Below are 19,257 nucleotides of genomic sequence, written 5' to 3'. Positions count from 1 at the left end.
ACATTTAAATTCATCTTTGCTTTACTAAAATAGTGAAATTTTGGTCTTTTAATTAAGATAAATAGTAAAAGTAAAACAGTATATTTAACGAAGTGTCACTAAGAGAATCTTGTTAATTTATAGTAACCAGACTGGTTTTGAAAACGAACTAGCTTTGAATGTATCGAGTTATTTAGCTAACTTAAAAGAACTTTGTGGAGAAATAATGTTAACAAAACTGCCAGTAGAGTCACCAGTGTCTTCTACGACGGACTACGCCTACGCATTTTCTGAACTTGGCGATCGCCTCTTTGATGAACTGGCTGATAAAATGGCTACCAAACGCCAGTATCGACTGCTGTTTGAACACACATTAAAGCCTGAGTTATTCCAGCAAATCCAAGTTGCTGCCGCTGGTTACATATCAGCTTGCCTTAATAGCCCCATCATTCTTTCAGAAGCTGAAATGCTTGAACGGCTGCTGGCTGCCAGAAATACTTTGCCAAACTACACTGGTACTGGTCTTTTGATGCCTAAGCGAGAACACACTCTGGCATTTAACCTGTTTCAAAAAAGCGTAGCTGAAGCTTTTTATCAACTAGGAGCAAATGACTTAATCGATGCAGTGGATTTACCGGTCAATCTCCGTATGGTCTACGGCAAAACTGACGCAACAAAATTGGGTTTGCCCTTTGCTAGCTCAAAGTGCCATAGCGATGTTTGGGCAGGTGTTCCCGCTGATGCAACTGTAGTAGTTCTACCACTATTTGGTGACATTGATAATATAACCATCGAAGCAGGTGAAATGCCCCGCGAAATGGAATTACCAGCTATGCGCGTAATGTCAGACTTCAATGAAGGTCGAGATATTCCAATGGTTGTCTCCTACACGGAAGCACAATTACAACATGGTACGATGTACTTTAATGATGCCCGTGGATTACACCAAACGGTAAGACGAAAAAATGAAGGTCTGAGAATTTCAGTAGATTTTCGGTTCCGCAGAAAATTCAACGAAGCTTACCGAGCAATGATACCACCTAGTATTGCTGGTGTGGAAGAAGATATGAGCGTGCCTTATGAAGACTGGCTGAAAGTTGGCAATGAAACGCTAATTGTCTTTGATGAAACTGTTGAAGAAGCTAAGAATAGGCAGAATATTGGCGCTCCAGTTCCACTTTACACTCGCGGATATCGTTTGGTAAATCTGTTTAATTTTTTAAAATAAGGAATTTGGAATTCTCAATTAATTCTCTATTAAACTATTAGACTTTTAAATTGCGTACTCACTCATACTGTTGACCGCTGACACTTAACTGTCAACTGTCAACAGTTAACCAACAACAAAAAAGAGGTCATTCTCGACCTCTTAACCAATTCCCTAAAATAAATGTTCTGTCTACAGCAATTAGGACAAACCAGTATTAGCACCTTGTTTACCGGTTGCTAGTTCAACTTTGATGATTGTACCACCTGCTTTTTGAATGCGTTGCTGTTCGCGGAACCAGTTCTCATAGGGAACTAGCTTAGTGAAATAGGTGTTTTGCAGTTCGCGTTGGGTACGAATTCGGGTTTGGCTGGGAACAAGAGCAGTAATTTTAAACAAACGGGCCATGTTGTGAAAATCTCCTGTATTGTTTGTGAAAACTTTTTTATTTCTAAATTTTGAGTGCAAATCTTTAAATTATTTTTTCCAAGGCTGGAAATCAAACATCAATACTAGACCACCAACACTCATCACTGATAATAGACACAAGATAAGCAATATAACGTTCTAGCACTCACGGTTGATTTCCAGACCTTAATAAAGCCGCACCTAAATTCTTAAGCGCAAACCAGCTTTTAGCTTAAGCCAGAGGAGATGTAGTCTAGGTAAACACCAACTTCCTTACCAGCATCAGAACCTACCAAGCTAGCAGTTACTTCTTTGATTGCTTGGATAGCTTGGACGGTAGCACCAACAGGTACACCCAGAGAGTTGTAGGTTTCTTTCAAGCCATTCAACACACGCTCATCTAGGATGGAAGGATCGCCAGCCAACAAAGCGTAGGTTGCATAGCGGAGGTAGTAGTCCAAGTCACGGATACAAGCAGCATAACGACGGGTAGTGTACATGTTGCCGCCGGGACGAGTGATGTCAGAGTACAGCAAAGATTTTGCTACAGCTTCTTTGACAATGGTAGCAGCGTTGGCGCTGATGGTGCTAGCAGCACGTACCCGCAGTTCGCCAGTGGAAAAATAAACTTTCAGCTTCTCTAAAGCAGCGGTATCGAGGTATTTACCTTGAACGTCCGCGGAGTTAATAACAGCGGTAATTGCGTCTTGAGCCATGTTGTTAATCCCTTATATCCAACTGTATTGCAATACTTCTGTTTGATGCCTAGTAAACAGGTCTAGCCTAGTAAAGCACCAACGAGATAGTCGAAGTAGGTAGCAGCTTCAGCAGCGTCATCACCAGACAGCAGGCTAGAAGCAGCAGCCTTTACTCCTTTAATACCTTCAGCAAGAGCATCAATAGGAGTTCCCAAGGACTTGTAAAGTTCGCGGGCACCGATAACACCAATTTCTTCGATGGGGGTAACGTCGCCAGCAACGATACCGTAGGTAACGAGGCGGAGGTAGTAATCTAGGTCACGCAGACAAGTAGCTGTCAATTCTTGACCGTAAGCGTTACCACCAGGAGACACAACGTCAGGACGCTTTTGGAATAGTTGGTCGCCAGCTTGCTTAACTAGCCGTTCGCGATTGTCTGTCAAAACTTGAGCAATCCGCAGACGGCGCTCGCCACCTGCTACAAAGGATTTGATCCGATCTAATTCACCGGGGCTGAGATAGCGAGCTTCTGCATCAGCATTCACGATCGCTTTCGTGACAATACTCATTAATGGATTCCTCCAATACGAATGAAACCAGGATTTGATTAAACTGGTGCGACTTTGATTTAGTCAACTGAGTTTATTTTCTCATTGTTTTAGACATTACAGTCTCACAACTGCTAAGGCTAATAAATTACGAGTTAGCTTGAGTCAACATAAGTACACAAGCTTTTAAACTCAGCTACCTTCCGCAAAACATTTTCCGGCATTCTGTTGAGCATTTATGACTGCTCTTAACACTTTGTAATATTACTTTTCAGATTTACTCTTTTAGCTGCAATCTGAGAGCAGTATTACGAAAGGTTGAGAAAGGGTATGGGGCATGGGGCAGAGGCTCTAGGGGCAGGGAACACAGGAGAAGATTTTCTCCCCTGCTCCCTACTCCTTCATCTCCCCATCTCCCCATCTCCCTAGTCCCTATTCAGCCGCCTGCACGCTACCAAGGTAGTTACCTGCTGGCAGCGATGGAAAGCGATTGTAAGGGACAACATCTTCACCAAAGTAGCGGTTATATTCTGGGCTTTCCACGATTGCTTTTACAGCCCCTGGCAAACCGCTCTCATCTAGCAGCTTGTTATACTCCCGAATTTCTTCTTGAGTCGCAGGTGCGCGTCCCAATAGATGACGGAAGAGGAACTCGATTACCTTGGCACGGGGATAAGGTAAACAGAAGCGCTGGCGATAGATTTCGGAACTAGCTAGTTGGCGCACAAACTCGCGGACAGAAATTTCACCATTCTGGAGTTTGCTATCTAGCTCGCTCAGGCGGAAATTATCGGTTAATTTACCGCTATAAATATCCAATACCTGAGAGTAAATAGCATTAACAGCCTGTTGTCTTTCGACTAGGCTGGTACTTTCTGTTAAACGGTAAATGCGTGCATGTTTACGCACACCTAGTTCTACGGTTTGTCCACTACCATTGCTGTAAGAACGACCTAGTTCAGCATAGGACGGCTGGCTCGCTTTTTGGCTGGCGATATCTGCGATCGCCTGGGCTAAAAGTGGTGTATCGCCAGAGCCTGGGCGGGGTTGCACGGGCTTAAAGCTCGGTACAACTACATCGTCATTTTGCTTGGTTAGCTGGTTGTAGAGCTTCTCAGTATTCGGGAAGTTTGCCGCTGGTAAGGTCGGGAAGCGACGGTAAGGCACAGTGTCTTCACCGAACACTTCGTTATATTCGACACTATTTACCAAAGCTGCAATGAAGGCACGAATACCTTGAGTAGCTAAAATCTGGTTATATTTGCGGATTTCTGCCTGGTCTAGTGGGGCACGTCCCAGGAAGTGTTTGGTTCCCAACTCAATTACTTTGGTGTTGGGGTATGGTGTATAGAATTCTTTCAGGTAAAGATTTGAGTAACCCAAACCTTCAATAAATTCTTTCACAGTGATTTCGCCGTTGCCCAGCTTGCTTTCCCACGCCGTAAATTCATTTTTAGCGATGTAGGGTGCAATATCGCGCTCAAAAATCTGACGATAGGCAGCGCTAATCAAAGTTTGCACTGCAACTTTATCTTTGGTATTTGCCACCAACTTGAAGATTTTGGTTTGTTCGCGTTGCTTGCTAACACCTTGGTTAATGCGGAACTGAATGTCTGGTTGTGACCGTTTTTCAGTGACAGTACCAAGTGTTACAAAGGTCGGCGTTACTTCCTTCTGGACTTTCGGGGTAACATCTTCACGAATACTACCAACACGCAGTTGTCGTCCTGATACACCAGCAGGAGTCAAATACCGTTCGTAAGGAACTGTGTCTTCACCAAATGCTTCGCTGTACTCTACGCTGTTAATAATGGTGTCAATTACTGCGTAAAAGCCTTGTTTAGCGGCGATATCAAAGTAGTTGTTGATTTCTTGACGACCGTAAGTTGGACGACCCAACAACCGGCGGTGAATATACTCGATCGCTTTACAAACATACAGCGATGACCAGTACAGATTGCGGAATACATCTGACTTAGCCAAACCACGGATAAACTCGCGTACGGAAATGTCGCCGTTTTCCAGCTTGATTTCCAACACCTTTTGCCGCTGACCTTCGTAAACATCGCGACCGAAAACTTGTAGGTAAGCAGCTCTAATCACTGCTTGGGTAGAGCTTTCAGAGAATCTGACGCTAGAATTTTTCGGAGCCTTTCTGCCAACAGTCCCAGGTAATTGATCTAACTTGAACACTTTGCGTCCAAGAGTTCCAGGAGCTTCACCCCGTGCCTTAGGATTACTATTTTGGTTATTAATCCCTGCCCCTTGGTGAATCAGGATGCGCTTGGTATCCTTGCTAAAAGGAGCCGGACTAGTGCTGGGATTGCGAGTTTCTTTCGGGAAAATTGCCCCAAACTGAATTTCCAACGGATCGTTACCAGAACCGTAGGGATGCTGGTCTGGTAGCGGTTGCTCGTAAGCCGCGAAGGTAGTGATGAACTGAGGTATTTTACGGAAAGGCGCACTGTAGTTAAACAGGTCTTGTTGCGGCCCCCAGTTACGGCATTCTTGGGCTTCTTGACCCAGACCACGGAGGTAAGGTACTGTCTCTTCCCCAAAATAGTCGCCGTATTCAGCAGAATCTACTAAAGCATCTACTAAAGCTGCTAGACCACCAGTAGAAATGATGGAGAAATATTTTTGTACTTCTTCGCGGCTACTTGGCCCCCGTCCCAGAATGTGACGGAAAGCAAGTTCAATGACTCGGCTGTTAATAAAAGGCTGGTAAAACTGTTTTTGGTAAAGAGGAGATTTAGCTAAACGGCGAACAAACTCCTTCATGGAGATGTCACCATTTTTGACTTTTGATTCTAAGTCAGAAATAGACAAGCTATAAGCACGGGTAATGTCGCGCTCAAAGATTTGTCTATAGGCTGCTTTCACTACTTGATTTTTTTCGGTAGCTGACAACCCAGGTTTCATCACAAACTTAGGACGCCGTTCTGCCGCATTGTAGTAAATTTGTGGCAGTTGTAAACCTTGCTGGTCGCCAGAAGGACGCTGGCGCAGTTTATTAGAAGGTGTGGCTGCTTTGAATTCTGTAAGCAGAACATCCATATACTGAGACACAATTTCTGTAGCCTCAGGATCTTTACGGAAAAAGGAAAGTGCCCCAGCTTTAATTTCTTGCAAAGCCACTATTGTCGCTTCACCGGAGCAGGCATTTTCAATTATTTCCCGTAAACCGCGTGTATTCACTGCGATGATGTTGGGGTCGCCAGCAACGATCGCATAAGTAGCATAGCGCAAGAACCAAGATAAATCCCGCAAGCTCTTGGCCATGTTACTTGGGCCATAACGAGCAATGTTAATTGGTCTAAAACCTGGAGGTGTGGGGCCTGAGGGGGATGAGTTAAAAATTGAGCGTAAATTTTCTAGGAACCCACCACGGCTTTCAACGTAAGTTATTGTTCCTAGTTGCATCCCTTGTTGAACATCACCACTACCAGCACCAGCAGTTACTAGTTCTGGTTCTCTGGGCTTTTCTAAAAAAGCCATTGGCGAACCACCGACAAAAATCCGGTTGGCAGCTCGAGATACGATGATCTCAGAATTTTCCGTGAGCGTCTGGGCAATTTCTAGACGCTTTGCACCAGATGCAAAATAGCTTGCCAGTTCATTTAGTTCACCAGTGCCCAAAAAGCGGTCTTGCTGCTCCGCTTGGGTAATTGTCGCTACAGCTAGGGTTTGATATAGTTGCGGACGCGCAACTGAGCTTCCACCACTTGCCTTAACACTCATCGGATTTGTAAAACTCCCATCATAATCGTTTATGTGTTAAGTCTGGGTCGCTTTGAGGCTTGACACATCGGTGCGTCTATGCTTAATGAGCCTATGAGTACTGCCTGCAAAACTGCCAGTAAATTAACCCAGTTAGCTTTTAGATTAAAACGTTTTGGGTTCTCAAGGCAGGTTTATTAAGAAGTATGTAGAATATGTAGCCTTAATGCATCAAATTGCAATAGATAATCTTGTTTGTCTGAGATAAAATTAAGTTTTGTAAATAAATGGGTAGTAATTTGTCATTTTTCCAATGTCAACCCCAGAATCTCAGGGAACTAGTAGTTCGCCAAGTGAACTTGGCTCTTTAAAGGGGAAAGGGCAAAGGGCAAAGGTTTTAAATCCCTTATCCTTTACCCCTTACCCTGACTACTAGTGGTTGATGGTTGACTGTTGACGGTTAAAAGAAAACAGAGGGCGGGCAACAGGCAACAGGGAAATCCCCATACTTTAAGGTAGGGGTTTTGTATGAGGACACCTTGTTTTTCGTAACAATTTCCGCTCAAAACAAATTTTTGATCTCTTTTCATAAATAGATTTAGTTGCTCAAAAGCCAGTATTCGGGCAGGTTTTCCCACTGTTCCCTATTCCCCCAAAGGTATTTTCTACCCGTTGGCGCAGTTTCTCGTGGAGAAGGGCTGGTAACAGTAGCAAGTCCCTAAACCAGGGGTAGCGACTATTGCCGATATAAAGTTAATTTTGCTACTAAAAAATTAACTTTATTTCGATGACGCGGTTATGAAAATAGCATTAAATTGAATAAGTTCGAGCTTTAATACCATAATTATCTATGTGAAAATACTATGACTAAATTTTCTAAATTGAACTATTTATTCAGTGCTAGTGCGTCTGCTATGGCAGTTATACTGAGTATCGCTCCTGTAAATGCGCTTCCAGACCAAAACATCAGCACCGTTGTTAAGTGGGCAAAAACCAGACCTCAACTACCGACTCTGAGATATAACAGCGAAGCCCACGGCTATGACGGTACAAAGGGAAAACTGTACTTTTACGCCGATGTCACTGATGAAAAGGGGACAGTAACAAAAGAAGGAATCACAGTTAGTGGTAGCGGTCTCAAATTCACTACAAAAAGTGCCAATACCCTGAAATTGTTACAAAATATTTATAATTCTCAGATTGCTAATGACTTTCAGAAGTCTCGCTACGTTACCAAAGTTGGTCGCGACTTGTATTATCGCGGGCAAAAGTTTGCTTACATCACCGCTGAGGTGCAAGGCGGGTCATCATTGCAAATAATTCCCTTAAGAAACTTGCAAGAATTTATTGATAATGCAAAATATTGTCAAACGAATCAATGTGATATTTAGAAATCAGAATTCAGAATTCAGAATTCAGAATTCAGAATGAATTTATGGCAGATTGCAACGTTGTGAGGTACAGATAATTGTAACGGCTTAGGCTTTGCCTTCCCGTAGGGTAAGGTCGTTCGCCCCTACCCGTGTGTATACTTCATTTACCTACAAAACGCTGTAAGTAATACTAGTCAGAACATCAACTATTATTACTACATCGCTGATAGAAGTAAGTTGAAAAACCCCTTGTACGCCCGATTCGCAGCGTAAATAAAACTCTGATTGGTCGTAATCATAAGAGGTATATATAAAACCTGATTGAGTTATGAAAATAAAACAATGATTATCTGAACAGAAATTATTTACTGTTGAGTTAAAAAGTGTAAATGGGTAATTCAACAGTTATAATTAACACAAAATATCAAAGATAAAAAAATTAGATACAAACAGATGGTACAAAAATCGGCATTGCTAACGAATTAATCGCTGCTGGTGTATCGAAAGAAGATGTTGTATTAGGATTTCACGCTCTTTATAAAGGCGAATTTACTGATTTTGCTGTTGGATAAGTAATAGAAAATAAGCAATAATAATCTTTGCCCTAATCATCCACCATCCGCTAAACTCAAAACTGCTGCGTTATTCCTCATCATGTCGGATTCCCAAACTGTTAGTGCTGCCGTTGCCAAACTCTACAATACCTACCCCTTTCCGCCAGAAGCGTTGTTGGATGAACCACCTCCAGGGTATAATTGGCGGTGGAATTGGCTAGCCGCTTATAATTTCTGCACTGGTCAGAAACCCCAAAAGCAAGATGTCCGCATTTTAGATGCTGGTTGTGGTACTGGTGTAAGTACAGAGTACTTAGTTCACCTCAATCCTCAGGCTACTGTTGTGGGAATTGACCTTAGTAGCGGTGCTTTGGATATTGCGAAAGAACGTTGTCAGCGTTCTGGGGCTACCCGTGTTGAGTTTCGTCACCTCAGTTTGTTTGATGCAGAACAGTTACCGGGTGAGTTTGATTTAATTAATTGCGTTGGCGTTTTGCATCATACTGCCGACCCAATTGGTGGTATTCAAGCCTTGGCGAAAAAGTTAGCCCCAGGCGGCTTGATGCACATTTTTGTCTACGGTGAGTTGGGACGTTGGGAAATTCAACTCATGCAAAAAGCGATCGCTATTCTCCAAGGTGACAAAAAAGGCGACTACCGCGATGGTGTCCAAGTCGGACGCAAGATATTTGCTTCTTTACCAGAAAACAATAGAATTGTCAAGTATGAAAAACAGCGTTGGTCATTAGAAAATCACAAAGATGAACACTTTGCTGATATGTATGTTCATCCCCAGGAAATTGACTACAACATTGAAACGCTGTTTGAATTAATCGATGCTTCGGGGTTGGAGTTTATTGGTTTCTCGAATCCGAGTTTTTGGGATTTAGAGAGACTTTTGGGGAAAGCGCCGGAGTTGATAGAACGGGCACAAGGATTGAGCGATCGCCAACGTTATCGCCTGATAGAATTACTAGATCCAGAAGTTAGCCATTACGAATTTTTCCTCGGTCGTCCTCCACTAGTGAAAGCCGACTGGTCAGACGATAACGCCCTATTAGCAGCAATCCCAGAACTGAATCCATGTCTTGAGGGATTTCCCAGTCAATCGTTCTTTAATTACGATTATCAAATTGTGAAATTGTCGGTTCCAGAGTTGGAATTTATGCAAAGATGTGATGTTAATTCCACTGTGGCAGAGATTTTGGCAGGTGTGGAACTGCAATTAGATGTGGTGAGAAAGCTTATTCAACAGCAGCTGATTTTATTGACACCTGCTTAATGACAGTCTCATTTCTACTTTTGGTGATGGGCGATGGTCAATCGCGAATTTTGGCAAATCTGATGTAAATTAGAAAAGTGCCCCATCAACTGAATGTTGCACGCTTAAAAAGTGAGAATGTACTCGAATCCAGCACTGGTACAAAGTCTAAGAACAAGGCGCTATTTTACAAGTTCTGCTTTCCAATCAGCGCCTTTACTCCTCAATACCGACTTAGTTCCAACACCAAAATGCTGACGATCCAAAAATCTTGGAGGGCGATCATTCACTGAAAAAAAGCTAAAATTTGCAGAAATTGGTAATTATTCAAGGATTAATTCTTGATTATTGCCACATTTTCTGATAATTGCTCATCAAACGCTCTGTTGTATAAGAGAGCGTGACTTTGTTTAGTTTTTCACACTGGTAAGAAGTTAATTGTTTTTTTCTAAAGTATTGTTACCGGATCGTGATATGATTCAGCTGACTGAATGTGCAGTCATTCTATTTAGCTGTACTACTTTCAAGTCCCGTGAGCTTGTCAGAAGAACCAATTGCACCGACTCCGATGACACGACAAGATGCTAAAACTGATTCTGAGAACACAGAAACAGAATCAGATAACTCAATGGGAGAGTTCTATCAACTTTACCAAAAGTTATTGGTAATCACACTTGTCTTGACGGGGATTATTTTTATCTCTGTGTGGATTTTTTATTCCTTAAACATTGCTCTCAATTATTTGATTGGAGCATGTACAGGTGTGGTTTACTTAAAAATGCTGGCTAAAGATGTTGAGCGACTCGGTGGTGAGAAAAAGCGTTTGAGCAAAACTCGTTTTGCTGTGTTTATTGGGGTGTTTGTATTGGCAACTCAATGGCATGAGCTGAAGATTTTGCCCATATTTTTGGGATTTCTAACTTACAAAGCCACGCTCTTCGTCTATACGGTGCAAACTGCGTTCATTCCTGATTCTTAAAAAATCAGGCTCACTAAAGACAATACTCCCAATCCTCGCTCGTTGGGGAAAATGCTTGAAGAATGCAAATGCTTAGTGTCTTAAACGCCTTTAATTCTTTTCCCCTCGCCGAATTAGAAGTAGGTCATCATTTCTACTGGCAGTTGGGCAATCTTAAAATTCATGGGCAAGTTTTTCTCACCTCATGGTTTGTGATTAGCATTTTAGTAGTGGCCTCAATAGCTGCTACTCGCAATGCTCAAAGAATTCCCAAGGGTATCCAAAACTTGATGGAATATGCCCTGGAATTTATTCGAGATTTGGCAAAAAACCAACTTGGTGAGAAAGAGTATCGCCCTTGGGTACCATTTATTGGTACGTTATTCTTGTTTATTTTCGTATCGAACTGGTCAGGTGCGCTAATTCCCTGGAAGCTCATCAAGCTACCTTCGGGTGAATTGGCAGCTCCCACCAATGACATCAATACGACTGTTGCATTGGCACTGCTAACCTCTTTAGCGTATTTTTACGCGGGTTTTAGCAAGCGGGGTTTGGGCTACTTTAAGAAATATATAGAGCCAACACCCGTGCTGTTGCCCATCGCAATCCTAGAAGATTTTACTAAGCCCCTCTCCCTAAGCTTCCGTCTATTTGGCAATATATTGGCGGACGAATTGGTAGTAGCGGTGCTGGTTCTGCTAGTTCCTCTGTTTATACCTCTGCCTGTAATGGCTCTGGGTTTGTTTACTAGCGCCATTCAAGCCCTAGTTTTTGCAACCCTAGCGGGAGCCTACATTCATGAGGCAATGGAGGGACATGGCGGAGAAGAGCATGAGGAGCATTAAATCAGTCAACAGTTAACAGTTATCAAGCTTGCGGCGCAAGTGACAATTGATAACTGATAAATGTTGAGCTTCTCAGTTGATAGCACAGTTCCAAGAGCGGTAGGCGCTCAAAACATCGCAAAACGCGATTAGTGAGAACCCGGTGCAGCGTGGAAACCACGTTTCTAATCGTTAAGTTACTTTTGTTAGTTCTGTAATCAACCAAGGAAAATCAAAATGGATCCATTAGTTTCTGCTGCTTCAGTTCTAGCTGCTGCTCTAGCAATCGGTTTAGCTGCAATAGGTCCTGGTATCGGTCAAGGTAATGCTGCTGGACAAGCAGTAGAAGGTATTGCCCGTCAACCAGAAGCAGAAGGAAAAATTCGCGGTACTCTGCTATTAACCTTGGCGTTCATGGAATCCCTGACCATTTACGGTCTGGTAATTGCTCTGGTGCTGCTGTTTGCTAACCCCTTCTCAGCATAAGACCTCAAATTATGAGTGTGGAGACGTGAACCATCACGCCTCTACAATCTATGAGGTATTGGGGATTACCAATTTTAGATTTTAGATTTTGGATTTTGGATCATTAAGAGTTTCCGGTAGATATCCTGAAGCTACTTGGTGTCACAAATCTCAAATCATCAATCTCCAGAACAACGTACCCTTGCCTTGGGTTAGTGTTAATCCAAAATTGCAAATCTAAAATCCAAAATCCCTTGACCCTTCTTGGCTATGGGTCTGTAAAAAAAAATATCAAAGGTTGGATGATTTTGCAGGCCATGAAAATTGCTACTCCAGCCAAAGAGGAGAGAAATGTTTGATTTCGATGCTACCTTGCCCTTCATGGCATTGCAGTTCCTGTTATTGGCAGCTTTGTTGAATGTAATTTTCTATAAGCCACTCACCAAGGTACTAGACGATCGCGATAATTACATCCGAACGAATACCCTTGAGGCAAAAGAAAGCTTGGCGAAAGCCTCTCGGTTAGCCGCAGAATACGAGCAGCAGCTAGCAGATGCTCGCAGACAATCGCAAGCCATTCTAGAAGCAGCTCAGGTAGAAGCTAAGAAAATTACAGCTGAAAAAATCGCTGAGGCCCAAAAAGAAGCTCAGTCTCAACGAGAACAAGCTGCTATTGAAATAGAACAACAAAAGCAGGAAGCTTTACGTACCTTAGAGCAACGAGTTGATGCTCTCAGCAGACAGATTCTAGAAAAACTATTGGGACAACCTGTAGTTAGATAAGCTTACAGGACTAGTCCTGTGTCAGCATAGGCGCAGCTGGGCATTAGTTCCAGAGCGCTAAATTAAGTGTCAAAAAAGGCACTTTTTTCCTTCGGGATGAAAGATACTTGATTTCCCTTCAGGATTTATTTACCTAATTCCCTTACAGGATTTATTTACTTAGTTTCCCTACGGGAAAAGACGAACGTACAGCAAGCAGCGCACTTGTAGATGGGTATCATGGGCACATTCTTATTACTTGCCGCAGAAGCGAACGCTGTTGGCTCTGAATTGGCAGAAGGCGCAGCAGAAGGTGGTTTCGGTCTAAATTTAGACATATTAGAAACCAACTTGATCAATCTAGCGATTCTGGTTGGCATATTATTCTACTTCGGACGTAAAGTTTTAAGCAATATCCTGAACGAGCGACAATCCAATATTGCCACCGCCATTCAGGAAGCAGAAGAGCGCTCAAAAGAGGCCAAGGTCGCCCTATCCCAAGCGCAAAAGCAATTAACTGAAGCTCAAGCAGAGGCAGAACGCATCCGCAAAGCTGCCGAAGAAAACGCCCAAAAAGCGAAAGAAGCTTTATTGGCGAAGGCTCAGCAAGATGTAGAACGCTTGAAACAAACAGCAGCAGCGGACTTAAACACCGAACAAGAGCGAGCGATCGCCCAACTGCGGCAGAGGGTAGCTACACTAGCATTACAAAGAGTCGAGTCGCAACTCAAAGGTGGAATTGCTGACGATGCTCAACAAAGTTTAATTGACCGCAGCATCGCACAATTGGGAGGCAGAGCATGACAAGTCAAGTTGCATTCGTCGAAATAGCTCAGCCTTATGCACAGGCACTTTTGTCAATAGCGCAATCGAAAAATTTGACAGAAGAGTTCGGAGAAGATGCGCGGACTCTTATAAGCCTGCTCTCAACAAACAAAGAGCTACAAAGCTTCTTGGGCAACCCATTTATTAAGCCTGAGAACAAAAAATCTCTCATCAAACAACTAGTTGGTGAAGGCGGTAATCCCTACTTACGCAATTTCTTGCTGGTACTGGTAGATAAGCGGCGCATTGCCTTCTTGGAACCGATTTTACAGCAATATCTAGCGCTGTTGCGGCAGCTGAACCAAACCGTATTAGCGGAAGTAACTTCAGCCGTTCCCCTCACAGAAGCTCAACAGCAAGCAATTAGAGAAAAAGTGATTGCCATCACTAATGCTCGTCAAGTCGAACTGGAAACCAAAGTAGACGGCGAATTAATTGGTGGTGTGATTATTAAAGTCGGCTCTCAAGTTATTGACGCCAGTATCCGGGGTCAGCTGCGCCGCCTTTCATTGCGCTTAACTAGTGGGTAGGAAGTTAGGAGTTAGAAGTTAGGAGTTAAGAGTTAGGAGTTGGGAGTTAGGAGTTGGGAGTTAAAATTTGGAAGTTGAGATTTGAGAGTTAGGAGTTGAGAGTTAGGAGCTAGGAGTTAAGTAAACAGTAATTTATTTTGACTTTTAACTTTTAATCTTTGCTTTTTTAACTCATCACTCCTAACTCACCACTCCTAACTCACCACTCCTAATTCACCACTCCTAACTCACCACTCCTAACTCATCACTCCTAACTAAAAATTACTTCTTCAGTCTCGAAAGCAAAAAAGATAGACACATGAGCATATCAATTAGACCAGACGAAATCAGCAGTATTATCCAACAGCAAATCGAGCAATACGACCAAGAAGTCAAAGTTGCTAACGTCGGTACTGTTCTACAAGTAGGTGACGGTATTGCCCGGATCTATGGTCTGGAAAAGGCTATGGCTGGGGAACTTTTGGAATTTGAAGACGGTACAGTTGGTATAGCCCAAAACTTGGAAGAAGACAACGTGGGCGCGGTACTGATGGGTGAAGGGCTAGATATTCAAGAAGGTAGCTCTGTAACCGCCACTGGTAGAATTGCTCAGATTCCCGTGGGTGAAGCCTTAATTGGTCGGGTTGTCGATGCTTTGGGTCGTCCCATCGATGGGAAGGGAGACATCAAGTCCTCAGAAACCCGCTTGATTGAATCTCCAGCACCCGGTATCATTGCCCGTCGTTCCGTACACGAACCAATGCAAACGGGTATCACAGCTATCGACTCCATGATTCCCATCGGTCGCGGACAGCGGGAATTGATTATTGGCGACCGCCAAACCGGTAAAACTGCGATCGCCATTGACACAATCATCAACCAAAAAGAAGAAGATGTAATCTGTGTCTACGTTGCAGTTGGTCAAAAAGCTTCCACCGTAGCTAACGTAGTACAAACACTGCAAGAAAAAGGCGCACTCGATTACACCATCGTCGTCGCCGCTAATGCCAGTGACCCAGCCACCTTACAATACCTAGCTCCCTACACAGGCGCAACCATCGCTGAGTACTTCATGTACAAAGGCAAAGCCACCCTGGTAGTTTACGATGACCTCTCCAAGCAAGCCCAAGCCTATCGGCAAATGTCCTTGCTGTTGCGTCGTCCACCCGGACGGGAAGCTTACCCTGGTGATGTATTCTACATCCACTCCCGCTTGTTAGAACGGGCAGCCAAGCTCAGCGATGAATTAGGTAAAGGTAGTATGACCGCCCTACCAATCATCGAAACCCAAGCTGGTGACGTTTCCGCATACATCCCCACCAATGTAATTTCCATTACAGACGGTCAGATATTCTTGTCTTCTGACTTGTTCAACGCTGGTATCCGTCCTGCTGTAAACCCCGGTATTTCCGTATCCCGCGTAGGTTCTGCGGCGCAAACCAAGGCAATGAAAAAAGTTGCCGGTAAAATTAAACTGGAACTAGCGCAATTTGACGATTTGCAAGCCTTCGCGCAATTTGCTTCTGACTTAGATAAAGCCACCCAAGACCAATTGGCACGGGGTCAACGCCTGCGGGAATTGCTCAAGCAACCCCAAAACGCTCCTCTGTCGGTATACGAACAAGTAGCAATTCTGTATGCTGGTATTAACGGTTACTTAGATGACATACCAGTAGAAAAAGTTACAGCCTTCACTCAAGGTCTGCGGGAATATTTAAAGACAGGTAAACCCCAGTACGCCCAAGCAGTACAAACCAAGAAAGTACTAGATGCCGATGAAGAAGCAGCTTTGAAGGAAGCACTGGTCGAATACAAAAAGACCTTCAAAGCAACAGCGTAACAATTTTGGATTTTGGATTTTGGATTTTGGATTAAATCTAAAATCCAGAATTCCTAATCTAAAATTTCAAATCGGATTTTGGATTGGTGGATTTTTGACTCAGGATTAAATCTAAAATCCGAAATTCCAAATCTAAAATCTAAAATCTAAAATCTAAAATCGGAACATGGCCAATCTTAAAGCAATACGCGATCGCATTCAGTCGGTCAAAAACACCAAAAAAATTACAGAAGCCATGCGCCTAGTTGCGGCGGCTAGAGTACGCCGGGCGCAAGAACAAGTGCTAGCAACTCGCCCCTTTGCCGATCGCTTGGCACAAGTATTGTATGGTCTGCAAACCCGTCTGCGGTTTGAAGAAGCAAACTTACCACTGTTGAAAAAACGCCAAGTTAAGTCCGTGGCACTTTTAGTTGTCTCTGGCGATCGGGGTCTGTGCGGTGGCTACAACACTAACGTTATTCGTCGTGCCGAAAACCGGGCCAAGGAACTCAAGGCAGAAGGTGTAGATTATCAGTTTGTGATTGTCGGCCGGAAAGCTACACAGTACTTTCAACGTCGCAATCAACCCATTGATTCTACCTACAGCGGCTTAGAGCAAATTCCCACCGCAGCCGAAGCCACTCAAATTGCTGACCAGCTACTTTCGTTGTTCCTTTCAGAAGAAGTAGACCGGGTTGAATTAATCTATACCAGATTTGTGTCTTTGGTTAGCTCTCGTCCTGTAGTACAAACTCTGTTACCCTTAGATGCCCAAGGTCTAGAAACAGGAGACGATGAAATTTTCCGCTTGACAACCCGTGGCGGCCAATTTCAAGTCGAACGCGAGAAAGTCACCAAGCAAGTGCGGCCATTGGCTCCTGACATGATTTTCGAGCAAGATCCCCTACAGATTCTTGATTCTTTGTTACCCCTGTATCTGAGTAATCAGCTATTACGGGCGCTGCAAGAATCCGCAGCTAGCGAACTAGCAGCGCGGATGACAGCGATGAGTAATGCTAGTGACAATGCTGGTGAATTGATTAACACCCTCACCCTGTCTTACAACAAAGCCAGACAAGCCGCAATTACCCAAGAACTGCTTGAAGTTGTGGGTGGTGCAGAAGCATTAACTTAGGAATAAGTCAATTGCTAATCATTACAAATAGCTAATTGCTGGTAGATTTCAAACTAGCGATTAGCTATTTTGGTTTTAAGATTGCTGTGAAAGGTCAAAGACCAAGTGTTTAGCACTGAAAAGATACATCCCACGTGCTGATGTTTATGGTGGGCGATCGCACCGCAAACAATTCTCCATCGAGAATCTCATAACGAATCAATTCGTTATCAGGCAATGTCTCAACATCTTGAATTGTCCAGCTAACTTTGCTTGTAGTTTGACTCATGACAGTTAAGCTTGGTTAATGGAAGTTTAATATTTCTTTGTCATCTTGCGACACATTTCGGTGACAGAAAACTATAATATATGTATAGCGCATGGGTCCGTCACGGTTTCGACAGGTTGGCGAACGCTGCTCTGTGATTCAGGTCGAGAGTGAGTCATCTCTCGTAAATCAAAGGCTCAAAACAAAAGTAAATGCGAATAACATCGTAAAATTTGCTCGTCGGGAAGCTCTAGTAGCAGCCTAAAACACCTCTTACAGGTTCGAGCGTCTTTAGTCCGACTCCGTTAAGGGCTAGGGACAAACCCCAACGGATGCTCTAGCAAGCGTTCTCTGGTTGGCTTGCTGGCTAAGATTAAACCAGAGCATCCTACGTTCGGGATAATGAACGATTCCCGCCTTGAGGATCAGATAGGCTAAACCTGTGAATGAGCGGGGGGTCAATACCCAATTTGGACAGCAGTTCGACTCTGCTCGGATCCACTAAAATAAAAAGTTTAAAAGCCACAGTACATACTGTGGCTTTTAAATTCGCTTCCTAGCATCTAATTCATATCAAGTTGTCAAACTCCCCCCGTAGTCCTCCTTGGCAAGGTGGACTACATAACTAGGAGGGTCGCCCAAAAATTCATCCCATACTGCCCTTTCCTTCGGAACGCTCCGCGAACGGGTCAGATGTGGGGCTTCTTTTTGATCTAGCTAAAACACGAAATTACTGGGATTATTCAATCTAGATAGTGTTAAATCAAAACCTGTAACCGTAGTCAAGCTTTGGAAGCTTTTACTATTTCCTATTCCATCTGCGTCAATATCAACACTAAAGATGAGATTAATGTTACCCAAAAGCGATCGCACTTGCACATAACCATCAGCGATCGCATTGGTTCCGTTATAACCACCAGGAATGATACTGTCGAGTAAGCTTGTCAACACAATCTTATCGTTGCCAACTGAAAAATCGCTAATCAGGTCAATACCATCATTCAAGCTAGTGTATACAATCGAGTCTCGACCAGCACCCGTTATAATCAGATCTGCTTTCTTAAAACCTGTGATGATATCGTCTTGAGCAGTTCCTTTTAAGATATCCGAATTAGCCGTACCATTGATGATGTTTTGTTCGGCAAGATCGTTGACAGTTATAGTGAAAGGACTTTCAAAAGTTAGTCCTCCCTGGTCAGTGGTGCGTACCCGGATGCTGTAAGAACTCTTGGTTTCAAAATCAGGTGAATTATTAATTCGCAACTGATTGCCGACAATGCTAAAAGCTGCGTTATCAGTAGAACCAGTTCCAGCAACTAGGCTGTAGGTGAAAGTGTTACCAGTGTCGGGGTCTGTGGTGCTGAAGTTGCCGACTACAGAGTTAGCAGCCACGTTTTCGTTAATGCTGCTAGCACTCAAGGCTATGGCTGTTGGTATTTCGTTGACATTATTTATGGTGATGGTGAAGGGGCTTTCAAAACTAAGTCCTCCTTGGTCAGTGGTGCGTAGTCGAATACTGTAGGAACTCTTGGTTTCAAAATCAGGTGAATTATTAATTCGCAATTGATTACCGACAATGCTAAAAGCAGAGTTATCGGTAGAACCAGTTCCAGCAACTAGGCTGTAGGTGAAGGTGTCGCCAATGTCAGGGTCTATGGTGCTGAAGCTGGCCACTACAGAGTTAGCAGCCACATTTTCATCGATGCTGGTAGCACTCAACGCTAAGGCTGTTGGTGCTGTGTTTTCAGCAAGATCGTTGACAGTTATGGTGAAGGGACTTTCAAAACTAAGTCCTCCTTGGTCAGTGGTGCGTACCCGAATACTGTAGGAACTCTTGGTTTCAAAATCAGGTGAATTATTAATTCGCAACTGATTGCCAACAATGCTGAAAGCAGAGTTATCGGTAGAACCAGTTCCAGCAACTAGGCTGTAGGTGAAAGTGTTACCAGTGTCGGGGTCTGTGGT

16 protein-coding genes, 1 other RNA gene and 2 pseudogenes are annotated in these 19,257 nt (G+C 43.5%); 13 read left to right on the top strand and 6 right to left on the bottom strand.

Going from position 1 to position 19,257, the window contains the following annotated elements; translation table 11 throughout:
• Positions 1-109: 109 nt before the first annotated feature.
• Positions 110-1,207, top strand: coding sequence for a hypothetical protein (locus GNE10_RS17260; protein ID WP_260446916.1), 1,098 nt, complete (start codon positions 110-112; stop codon positions 1,205-1,207).
• A 180-nt stretch (positions 1,208-1,387) separates the two neighbouring features.
• On the opposite strand, the gene GNE10_RS17255 is transcribed toward GNE10_RS17260, so the two are convergent.
• From GNE10_RS17255 to GNE10_RS17240, 4 genes and pseudogenes are all read right to left on the bottom strand, one after another.
• The gene (locus GNE10_RS17255) at positions 1,388-1,594 is read right to left on the bottom strand and encodes a phycobilisome linker polypeptide (protein ID WP_073640732.1); all 207 of its coding nucleotides are present in this window, start codon (positions 1,592-1,594) and stop codon (positions 1,388-1,390) included.
• A 227-nt stretch (positions 1,595-1,821) separates the two neighbouring features.
• A complete protein-coding gene (gene apcB, locus GNE10_RS17250) occupies positions 1,822-2,310 on the bottom strand; it encodes an allophycocyanin subunit beta (RefSeq protein ID WP_099067874.1) in 489 nt (162 codons plus the stop codon).
• A gap of 62 nt (positions 2,311-2,372) precedes the next feature.
• Positions 2,373-2,861: an allophycocyanin subunit alpha gene (gene apcA, locus GNE10_RS17245; protein ID WP_099067873.1), complete on the bottom strand. Its 489-nt coding sequence runs from the start codon at positions 2,859-2,861 to the stop codon at positions 2,373-2,375.
• 417 nt (positions 2,862-3,278) lie between these two features.
• Positions 3,279-6,581: pseudogene (locus GNE10_RS17240) on the bottom strand (phycobilisome rod-core linker polypeptide); the annotation flags it as partial.
• A gap of 842 nt (positions 6,582-7,423) precedes the next feature.
• Here GNE10_RS17240 and GNE10_RS17235 point away from each other — a divergent pair.
• From GNE10_RS17235 to GNE10_RS17185, 11 genes are all read left to right on the top strand, one after another.
• Complete coding sequence (locus GNE10_RS17235) at positions 7,424-7,951, top strand: hypothetical protein (protein WP_185566235.1); 528 nt, start codon at positions 7,424-7,426, stop codon at positions 7,949-7,951.
• 425 nt (positions 7,952-8,376) lie between these two features.
• On the top strand, positions 8,377-8,505 hold the full coding sequence (locus GNE10_RS17230; RefSeq protein WP_185566237.1) for an element excision factor XisI family protein: 129 nt from the start codon (positions 8,377-8,379) through the stop codon (positions 8,503-8,505).
• 82 nt (positions 8,506-8,587) lie between these two features.
• Complete coding sequence (locus GNE10_RS17225; protein WP_185566234.1) at positions 8,588-9,769, top strand: class I SAM-dependent methyltransferase; 1,182 nt, start codon at positions 8,588-8,590, stop codon at positions 9,767-9,769.
• 511 nt (positions 9,770-10,280) lie between these two features.
• Positions 10,281-10,727 carry an ATP synthase subunit I gene (locus tag GNE10_RS17220; RefSeq protein ID WP_185566233.1) on the top strand — a complete coding sequence of 149 codons (447 nt, stop codon included), beginning with the start codon at positions 10,281-10,283 and terminating at the stop codon, positions 10,725-10,727.
• Between the two features lie 62 nt (positions 10,728-10,789).
• Positions 10,790-11,551 carry a F0F1 ATP synthase subunit A gene (gene atpB, locus GNE10_RS17215; RefSeq protein ID WP_185566232.1) on the top strand — a complete coding sequence of 254 codons (762 nt, stop codon included), beginning with the start codon at positions 10,790-10,792 and terminating at the stop codon, positions 11,549-11,551.
• Between the two features lie 216 nt (positions 11,552-11,767).
• Entirely contained in the window at positions 11,768-12,016 is a 249-nt protein-coding gene (gene atpE / locus GNE10_RS17210; protein ID WP_019493624.1) for an ATP synthase F0 subunit C, read from the top strand.
• A gap of 330 nt (positions 12,017-12,346) precedes the next feature.
• Positions 12,347-12,778 carry a F0F1 ATP synthase subunit B' gene (locus tag GNE10_RS17205; protein WP_099067867.1) on the top strand — a complete coding sequence of 144 codons (432 nt, stop codon included), beginning with the start codon at positions 12,347-12,349 and terminating at the stop codon, positions 12,776-12,778.
• A gap of 210 nt (positions 12,779-12,988) precedes the next feature.
• On the top strand, positions 12,989-13,561 hold the full coding sequence (locus GNE10_RS17200; protein ID WP_099067866.1) for a F0F1 ATP synthase subunit B: 573 nt from the start codon (positions 12,989-12,991) through the stop codon (positions 13,559-13,561).
• Positions 13,558-14,112: an ATP synthase F1 subunit delta gene (gene atpH, locus GNE10_RS17195; RefSeq protein ID WP_185566231.1), complete on the top strand. Its 555-nt coding sequence runs from the start codon at positions 13,558-13,560 to the stop codon at positions 14,110-14,112. Before GNE10_RS17200 ends, atpH begins: the two co-directional genes overlap by 4 nt.
• 298 nt (positions 14,113-14,410) lie before the next feature.
• Positions 14,411-15,931, top strand: coding sequence for a F0F1 ATP synthase subunit alpha (atpA, locus tag GNE10_RS17190; RefSeq protein WP_185566230.1), 1,521 nt, complete (start codon positions 14,411-14,413; stop codon positions 15,929-15,931).
• 166 nt (positions 15,932-16,097) lie between these two features.
• Positions 16,098-17,045 carry a F0F1 ATP synthase subunit gamma gene (locus tag GNE10_RS17185; protein ID WP_185566229.1) on the top strand — a complete coding sequence of 316 codons (948 nt, stop codon included), beginning with the start codon at positions 16,098-16,100 and terminating at the stop codon, positions 17,043-17,045.
• 109 nt (positions 17,046-17,154) lie between these two features.
• On the opposite strand, the gene GNE10_RS17180 is transcribed toward GNE10_RS17185, so the two are convergent.
• Positions 17,155-17,313 carry a hypothetical protein gene (locus GNE10_RS17180; RefSeq protein WP_221642876.1) on the bottom strand — a complete coding sequence of 53 codons (159 nt, stop codon included), beginning with the start codon at positions 17,311-17,313 and terminating at the stop codon, positions 17,155-17,157.
• Between the two features lie 93 nt (positions 17,314-17,406).
• Here GNE10_RS17180 and ssrA point away from each other — a divergent pair.
• Positions 17,407-17,796, top strand: a transfer-messenger RNA (tmRNA) gene (gene ssrA, locus GNE10_RS17175).
• A 213-nt stretch (positions 17,797-18,009) separates the two neighbouring features.
• On the opposite strand, the pseudogene GNE10_RS17170 reads toward ssrA, so the two are convergent.
• Positions 18,010-19,257: pseudogene (locus GNE10_RS17170) on the bottom strand (hypothetical protein); the annotation flags it as partial.

The organism is Nostoc sp. 2RC (assembly GCF_014222165.1).
GTDB lineage: Bacteria > Cyanobacteriota > Cyanobacteriia > Cyanobacteriales > Nostocaceae > Nostoc > Nostoc linckia.
The sequence above is the reverse complement of the archived record's forward strand: the minus strand, read 5'-3'. Positions and strand labels throughout refer to the sequence as shown.

What these genes read in the sequence shown, in the direction of transcription:
- GNE10_RS17255 (WP_073640732.1), bottom strand. Translation starts at nt 1,594, where the DNA reads ATGGCCCGTTTGTTTAAAATTACTGCTCTTGTTCCCAGCCAAACCCGA.
- apcB (WP_099067874.1), bottom strand. Translation starts at nt 2,310, where the DNA reads ATGGCTCAAGACGCAATTACCGCTGTTATTAACTCCGCGGACGTTCAA.
- apcA (WP_099067873.1), bottom strand. Translation starts at nt 2,861, where the DNA reads ATGAGTATTGTCACGAAAGCGATCGTGAATGCTGATGCAGAAGCTCGC.
- GNE10_RS17235 (WP_185566235.1), top strand. Translation starts at nt 7,424, where the DNA reads ATGACTAAATTTTCTAAATTGAACTATTTATTCAGTGCTAGTGCGTCT.
- GNE10_RS17225 (WP_185566234.1), top strand. Translation starts at nt 8,588, where the DNA reads ATGTCGGATTCCCAAACTGTTAGTGCTGCCGTTGCCAAACTCTACAAT.
- atpB (WP_185566232.1), top strand. Translation starts at nt 10,790, where the DNA reads ATGCAAATGCTTAGTGTCTTAAACGCCTTTAATTCTTTTCCCCTCGCC.
- atpE (WP_019493624.1), top strand. Translation starts at nt 11,768, where the DNA reads ATGGATCCATTAGTTTCTGCTGCTTCAGTTCTAGCTGCTGCTCTAGCA.
- GNE10_RS17205 (WP_099067867.1), top strand. Translation starts at nt 12,347, where the DNA reads ATGTTTGATTTCGATGCTACCTTGCCCTTCATGGCATTGCAGTTCCTG.
- GNE10_RS17200 (WP_099067866.1), top strand. Translation starts at nt 12,989, where the DNA reads ATGGGTATCATGGGCACATTCTTATTACTTGCCGCAGAAGCGAACGCT.
- atpH (WP_185566231.1), top strand. Translation starts at nt 13,558, where the DNA reads ATGACAAGTCAAGTTGCATTCGTCGAAATAGCTCAGCCTTATGCACAG.
- atpA (WP_185566230.1), top strand. Translation starts at nt 14,411, where the DNA reads ATGAGCATATCAATTAGACCAGACGAAATCAGCAGTATTATCCAACAG.
- GNE10_RS17185 (WP_185566229.1), top strand. Translation starts at nt 16,098, where the DNA reads ATGGCCAATCTTAAAGCAATACGCGATCGCATTCAGTCGGTCAAAAAC.
- GNE10_RS17180 (WP_221642876.1), bottom strand. Translation starts at nt 17,313, where the DNA reads ATGAGTCAAACTACAAGCAAAGTTAGCTGGACAATTCAAGATGTTGAG.